This window comes from Streptomyces sp. NPDC058289, assembly GCF_042880975.1.
Classification (GTDB): Bacteria; Actinomycetota; Actinomycetes; order Streptomycetales; family Streptomycetaceae; genus Streptomyces; species Streptomyces stoeckheimensis.
The window spans coordinates 22,844-29,064 of record NZ_JBHVYI010000100.1; the positions used below are offsets into that span (position 1 = coordinate 22,844).

A 6,221-nucleotide genomic window follows, 5' to 3' on the forward strand; every position below is an offset into this window, starting at 1 on the left:
GCACCCCCGAGCCTCGGCCCGGATCCGCGGCCCCGGACTCAGCCGCCCGAGAGCCTGAAGGTCATCCGGCCGAAGCCGATCTGGTCCCCGTCCCGCACCACCGCCGAGCCCGTCACCCGGCGCCCGTTCACCGTGGTCCCGTTCGTCGAGCCGAGGTCCCGCACCACCCAGACCCCGTCCCGGACGCTCAGTTCCGCGTGAGCGCGCGAGACCGTCTCGTGGCTCAGGCGCAGCCCGTTGCCCGGGTCGCGGCCGATCCGCAGCGGTCCGGCGCTCGGGTGCGGGAGGAGCAGCGCGGGCAGCTTCTCCGCGGCCCAGGCCTGCCGTACTCCCACGGACACGGCCGAGACCCGCCCCACCCAGCCGAACAGCCGACGGGTCCACGGGCTCTCCCCGGCCTCCCGGCCCTCCAGGTCCGCGGTGAGCACGGCGAGGTCCTCGGATCGGCGGGCGACGAGGGCGAGTTCCATGCGGCGCAGGAAGGTGTCGTGCGACAGCTTGCCGACGGCGGCGCCCTCCCTGAGCTGGCCCAGGGCGCGGTCGCGCTCGGCATCGGAGAGCCGCGGGGCGGGGAAGGCGGGGAACTCGAAACTCGACGTCACCAGGTGATTGTCGGCCTGTCGGGGGCAGAGTGTCCAGAACTCCCGCGACGAGCCGGGGATGATGGCCCGGACACGCAGGTTGGGGTACCGCCGCCAGACGAGGGGACCGTCCGTGCAGTTCGAGGTGTGGGCACCGCTGACAGACCGGGTCGCACTGCGGCTCGAGGGGGCCGCGTACGCGATGGCGCCCGATCCGGAGCGCGCCGGCTGGTGGGTCGTGGAGGCTCCGGCCGCCGACGGTTCCCGGTACGGGTTCCAGCTGGGCGGCGCCCCGGAGGCTCCCGCGCCCGGGGCCGATCCGAGTGAGCCGGTCCACCCCGAGGACGATCCGCGCGACCCGGTCCACCCCGGGCACCTAGGGCAGCACACAGACCTCGCGGCCACCGGCCGGTCGGCCGTCTCCGAACACCCCGTACGACCGGATCCGCGCGGGCGGCGCCTGCCGGACGGCCCCGACGGGCACTCGGCCGTGGTCGACTTCGCCTCCCTCACCCCCGCCGAGCCGGCACCCTCCCCCCGGGTACCGCTCCAGGACGCCGTCCTGTACGAGCTGCACATCGGCACCTTCACCCCCGAGGGCACCTTCGACTCGGCGGCCGCCCGCCTCGGTCACCTCACCGCCCTCGGCGTCACCCACGTCGAGCTGATGCCGGTCTGCCCGTTCCCCGGGCGGCACGGCTGGGGGTACGACGGGGTCGCGCCCTGGGCGGTGCACGAGCCGTACGGGGGCCCGGCCGGGCTGGTCCGGTTCGTGGAGGCCGCGCACGCCGCCGGGCTCGGCGTGGTGCTCGACGTGGTCCACAACCACCTCGGCCCCTCCGGCAACCACCTCCCCGTCTTCGGCCCGTACTTCACCGAGACCCACCACACCCCCTGGGGCGCGGCGGTGAACCTGGACGCGCCCGGCTCCGACGAGGTGCGCGCCTACTTCCTGGGCAGCGCGCTGGCCTGGCTGCGCGACTACCGGATCGACGGGCTGCGGCTGGACGCGGTGCACGCGCTCGCCGACGGGCGGGCGCTGACCTTCCTGGAGGAGCTGTCCGCGGCGGTGGACGAGCTGGCCGCCGAGACCGGCCGGCCGCTGTTCCTGATCGCGGAGTCCGACCGCTGCGATCCGCGCACCACGAACCCGCGCGCCGCCGGGGGCCTGGGCCTGCACGCACAGTGGAACGACGATTTCCACCACGCCCTGCACTGCACGCTGACCGGTGAGGCCCAGGCGTACTACGCGGACTTCGCCGAGGCCCCGCTCGGGGCCCTCGCCAAGACCATGACCCGTGCGTTCTTCCACGACGGGACCTGGTCCTCCTTCCGGGGCCGCCACCACGGCCGCGCGGTGGACCGCGGCAGCACCCCGGCGCACCGCTTCCTCGGCTACGCCCAGACCCACGACCAGATCGGCAACCGCGCGCTGGGCGACCGGCTCGCGGCCTCCCTGTCCCCCGGGCTGCTGGCGTGCGCGGCGACGGTGGTGCTGACCGGGCCGTTCGTGCCGATGCTGTTCATGGGCGAGGAGTGGGGCGCCGGCACGCCGTGGCAGTACTTCACCGACCATCCCGACGAGGAGCTCGCCGAGGCCGTACGGGCGGGCCGACGGCGGGAGTTCGCGGAGCACGGCTGGAAGGCGGAGGAGATCCCCGACCCCCAGGACGCGGCGACCCGCGACCGCTCCTGCCTGGACTGGGACGAGCCGGGCCGGGAGTCCCACGCCCGGCTGCTGGACTGGCACCGCTCCCTGATCGCGCTCCGCCGGACCCACTCCGACCTGCGCGATCCCGATCTGGCGGCTCTGCGGATCGCCCATGACGAGGAGCGCCGCTGGCTGATGTTCCGCCGGGGCGACGTCCGCGTGGTGGTGAACCTCTCCGATGAGCCGGTGACCGTCGCGCTCGGCCGCAACGGGGTTCGGGTGCTGGCCGCCTGGCTGCCCGTCGAGCATCCGGACGCCGACGGGCGGGTCCACGTACCGGCCGAGTCGGCGGTGGTGCTGGGCCCTTAGGGCGGGAGGAGGGGGCCCGGTCCGGCCCGGCCCGTAAACCCTGTCGCGGAGGCGCGGGGCCGTCTGATGGGATCGGCCCCATGGAGATCGAATCCGATGAGTTTTCCGCAGACGGCGGGCACGCGGCCAAGTACGACCGGATCGGGGTGGGTTACCGGAAGATCCGGCGGCCCGACCCCCGGCTCGCCTCGCTGATCGCGGGCGCCCTGGGAGACGCCCGCACCGTGGTCAACGTCGGCGCGGGCGCCGGTTCGTACGAGCCGCAGGACCGCGAGGTGACGGCCGTTGAACCGTCCCAGGTCATGCTCGACCAACACCCGGGGACCCGCAAGATCAAGGCAGGGGCCGAGGAACTGCCCTTCGAGGACGGGGCGTTCGATGCTGCGATGGCCGTGATGACCGTCCACCACTGGCCGGACCCGGCGCGCGGACTGGCCGAACTGCGGCGGGTCTCCCGGCGCCAGGCCGTCTTCACCTGGGATCCGGAGCACCGGACGGAGCTGTGGCTCTTCGAGGAGTACCTGCCGGAGATCGGGAAGCTGGACCGCTCCGCCTTCACTCCGCTGTCCGTGGTGACCGAGGCACTGGACGCGCACACCGTGCTGCCCTTCCCCGTCCCGCACGATTTCACCGACGGGTTCCGGGCCGCCTTCTGGCGCCGGCCCGAGTCCTACCTCGACCCGGTCGTACGCGCTGCCAGCTCCACCCTCGCGAGCCTGCCGGCCTCCGTCGTGGAGCCGGCGATCGCCCGGCTGCGCGAGGACCTGCGCTCGGGGGCCTGGCAGCGGCGCCACGCCGACCTGTTGGAGCGGGAGAGCGTCGACTACGGCTACCGCCTGGTCCTCGCCGGGTCCTGAGCCCCGGCGAGGTGGCGGCCTTCCGCTGCCGCGCGCCTACTGCACGATGGCCAGCTCGCGGGAGGCGTTGTTGAAGCTGCGGCAGCCGTTCTCGGTGACCGTGATGATGTCCTCGATCCGGACCCCGAACCGCCCCGGGAGGTAGATCCCCGGCTCTACGGAGAAGCACATGCCGGGGACGAGGGGCTGCTCCTCCCCTTCCACCATGTACGGCGGCTCGTGCGTGGTGACTCCGATGCCGTGGCCCGTGCGGTGGATGAACTGCTCGCCGTAGCCGAATTCGGTGATCACCGCGCGGGCCGCCCGGTCCACGTCCTGGCAGGCGGCCCCCGGCCGGGCCGCCGCCACGCCCGCCAACTGGGCCTCGCGGACGATGTCGTGGACGCGCTGCTCCTCCTCCGTGGGCTCGCCGACGTGGACGGTACGGGAGATGTCGGAGCCGTAACCGTGCTTGAGGCCGCCGAAGTCGAGGACCACCATGTCCCCGTGCTGGATGACCCGGTCGCCGGCTTCGTGGTGCGGGTTGGCGCCGTTCGGGCCGGAGCCGACGACGGTGAAGTCCACCTGGGAGTGGCCGTGCACGCGCAGCAGCGCGTCCAGGTCGGCGGCGACGTCGCTCTCCCGGCGGCCGGCGAAGGGGACGTGGAGGATCTGCGCGTAGGCGGCGTCGGCCGCCTCGCCGGCCGCCGCGAGCCGGGCCAGCTCGCGCTCGTCCTTGACCGCGCGCAGCATCGGCAGGGCATCGGTCAGCGAGACGTACGAGGTGCTCGGCAACTCCCGCTGCAGGCCCAGCAGGTGCAGGGCCCAGGCGTTGTCGCTGACCCCGAAGCGGCCGGTCACGTCCAGCAGCGGCGAGGTCACGGCGTACGGGTTCTTCCCGTCGGCCCAGTCCCGCAGGGTCAGCGCTCCCGCTGCGGGGGACTTCGCCGCGTCGGGGGCTTCCAGGGCGGGGACGACGAGGACGGGGTCCTGCCCGGCGGCGAGGACGAGCAGGGTCATCCGCTCGGTGTCGACGGGCCGGTACCCGGTGAGGTGGGCCAGGTCGGGCCCGGGGGCGACCAGCAGGCCGGCCAGCCCCGCGTCGGCGGCGGCCTGCGCGGCGGCGGCCATCCGGGCGGCGTAGTCGGCGGCCGTGAAGGGATCGAAGTCATGGTCCATGCCTCCGATCCTCCCGCGCCCCACCCCCCGACGGCAGGGGCCGCGCCGATCACCGCTTCGCGGGGGATCTCCCCTACCCGCCCTTCGCCCGTTCCCCGGGGCTCCGCCCCAGACCCCGCGCCTCAAACGCCGGCGAGGCTGAATTTTGCCGCGCAGCGGCACATCCAGCCCGTCCGGCGTTTGAGGACCGGGCCCGGGCAGAGCCCGGGAACGGGCGAAGGGCGGGTAGGGGACAAGCCCAGGGCGTCAGCCCGCCGCCCGCCCTGCCGGGGTTGCCGCCCGTAGGGCCCATTCAAGGGGGCCGCGGTGCAGCTCCGTACCGTGGAGGAGGCGGCGCCAGAGCACGCAGCCGATCAGGGCGCACGCCGAGAACACGGCCAGCACGCCCCACCCGCTCCAGCCCCGCAGGAACACCGCCAGCGCGAGCGCGTGCGCCACGTACACCGTCAGGGCCATCGCCCCGACGGCGGCGAGCGGCCGGAGCAGTCGCGTCGCCGCCCGGCCCGCGCGGTGCGCGGTCAGCGCGAGGAGGCCTATGAGGGCCGCCCCGACCCCGGAGTTGCCGAGGGTCTCCAGCGGGGTCTGGCTGTAGGGGCCGGCCGTCAGCAGCCAGTCCCAGGAGGTGCTGGGGACGGCACCGAACTGCTCCCCCAGGACGGCCGCGACCGGATCGGGCTCCGCCGCCGCCCAGGGGTGTTCCCGTGCGACGGCCTCCAGCAGCGGCCCGCGCCGGCCGCCGGGTCCCAGCGCGAGCCGGGAGGCGCCGTAGCCGGCGACGGCGGCCGCCGCCCCGAAGCCGGTCAGCAGCCGCAGCGACCGCTCGCTCCGCAGGTCGGCGAGGCGGCCGAGGGCCATGCCGGCCAGGATGTACGGGAAGTAGGTGAGCAGCGGGTACGCACCCGAGAGCAGCAGGTCCCGCAGCATCCCCCCGGCCGCCGCCCAGCTCGTCAGGTCGGCGGGGACGGGCGTGGCGCCGCGCCCTCCGGTGCGCAGCCCGAGGGGCGGGCCCAGGAGGTACGAGAGGACCGGGCCCAGCACCACCGAGGCGCCGGCGACGGCCGCCAGGGTGCGGGTGCGCAGCCGGGTGAAGGGTTCGGCGGCCAGGAAGTAGACGGCGTAGAAGGCCAGGATGACGAGGATGCCGGGCGAGAGCGCGGCCAGGCACAGGCCGAGTGCGCCGAGGATCGCGCAGCGGGTCAGGGTGGCCCGCAGGGGTGGCGGTCCGGCGGCGCGGGAGCGGGCGAGCGCGAGGGAGAACCCGGCGATGAGCGTGAAGACGGCGGGCGCCCGGCCGTCGGCGGCGACGAGCAGCCAGCCGGGGCCCTCGGGCGCGGGCGGCGGGCCGACGTGCACGGCGAACATGCCGAGGACGGCGATGCCGCGGGCGGCGTCCAGGCCGGTCAGTCGGTTTGGTCCCATACGGGTAGGGATGGCGATCCGGGGCGCGGGGTTGCCTGCGGGGGCGGCGGGCCGGGCCGCCGGAAAAGGCGTCGCGGGAGCACCCCGCTGATCAGCTATGCTGTGCTTGCACATCGAACGGACGGTCCGCCGCCCTTCGTGGTGGGTGTAGCTCAGTTGGTAGAGCACCTGGTTGTGGTCCAGGTC

5 protein-coding genes are annotated in these 6,221 nt (G+C 74.7%); 2 read left to right on the plus strand and 3 right to left on the minus strand.

The window, feature by feature from the left end; all coding sequences use genetic code 11:
- Positions 1-38: 38 nt before the first annotated feature.
- Complete coding sequence (locus ACFVX6_RS34550) at positions 39-602, minus strand: DUF1707 and FHA domain-containing protein (RefSeq protein WP_250742001.1); 564 nt, start codon at positions 600-602, stop codon at positions 39-41.
- Between the two features lie 112 nt (positions 603-714).
- Between ACFVX6_RS34550 and treZ the strand changes: the two genes are divergently transcribed.
- Positions 715-2,601 (plus strand): malto-oligosyltrehalose trehalohydrolase, encoded by a 1,887-nt coding sequence (gene treZ, locus ACFVX6_RS34555; RefSeq protein WP_389698273.1) that lies wholly within the window; start codon positions 715-717, stop codon positions 2,599-2,601.
- A gap of 80 nt (positions 2,602-2,681) precedes the next feature.
- A complete protein-coding gene (locus ACFVX6_RS34560) occupies positions 2,682-3,458 on the plus strand; it encodes a class I SAM-dependent methyltransferase (protein WP_389698275.1) in 777 nt (258 codons plus the stop codon).
- Positions 3,459-3,494: 36 nt separating this feature from the next.
- Here the strand turns inward: ACFVX6_RS34560 and ACFVX6_RS34565 are convergent, their stop codons facing one another.
- Entirely contained in the window at positions 3,495-4,616 is a 1,122-nt protein-coding gene (locus tag ACFVX6_RS34565; RefSeq protein ID WP_389698277.1) for a M24 family metallopeptidase, read from the minus strand.
- A 246-nt stretch (positions 4,617-4,862) separates the two neighbouring features.
- Positions 4,863-6,035 (minus strand): heparan-alpha-glucosaminide N-acetyltransferase domain-containing protein, encoded by a 1,173-nt coding sequence (locus ACFVX6_RS34570; RefSeq protein WP_389698279.1) that lies wholly within the window; start codon positions 6,033-6,035, stop codon positions 4,863-4,865.
- Positions 6,036-6,221: the final 186 nt, after the last annotated feature.

Bases quoted from the DNA above. Each gene is read 5' to 3' on its own strand.
- ACFVX6_RS34560 (WP_389698275.1), top strand. From the start codon at position 2,682: ATGGAGATCGAATCCGATGAGTTTTCCGCAGACGGCGGGCACGCGGCC.
- ACFVX6_RS34565 (WP_389698277.1), bottom strand. From the start codon at position 4,616: ATGGACCATGACTTCGATCCCTTCACGGCCGCCGACTACGCCGCCCGG.
- ACFVX6_RS34570 (WP_389698279.1), bottom strand. From the start codon at position 6,035: ATGGGACCAAACCGACTGACCGGCCTGGACGCCGCCCGCGGCATCGCC.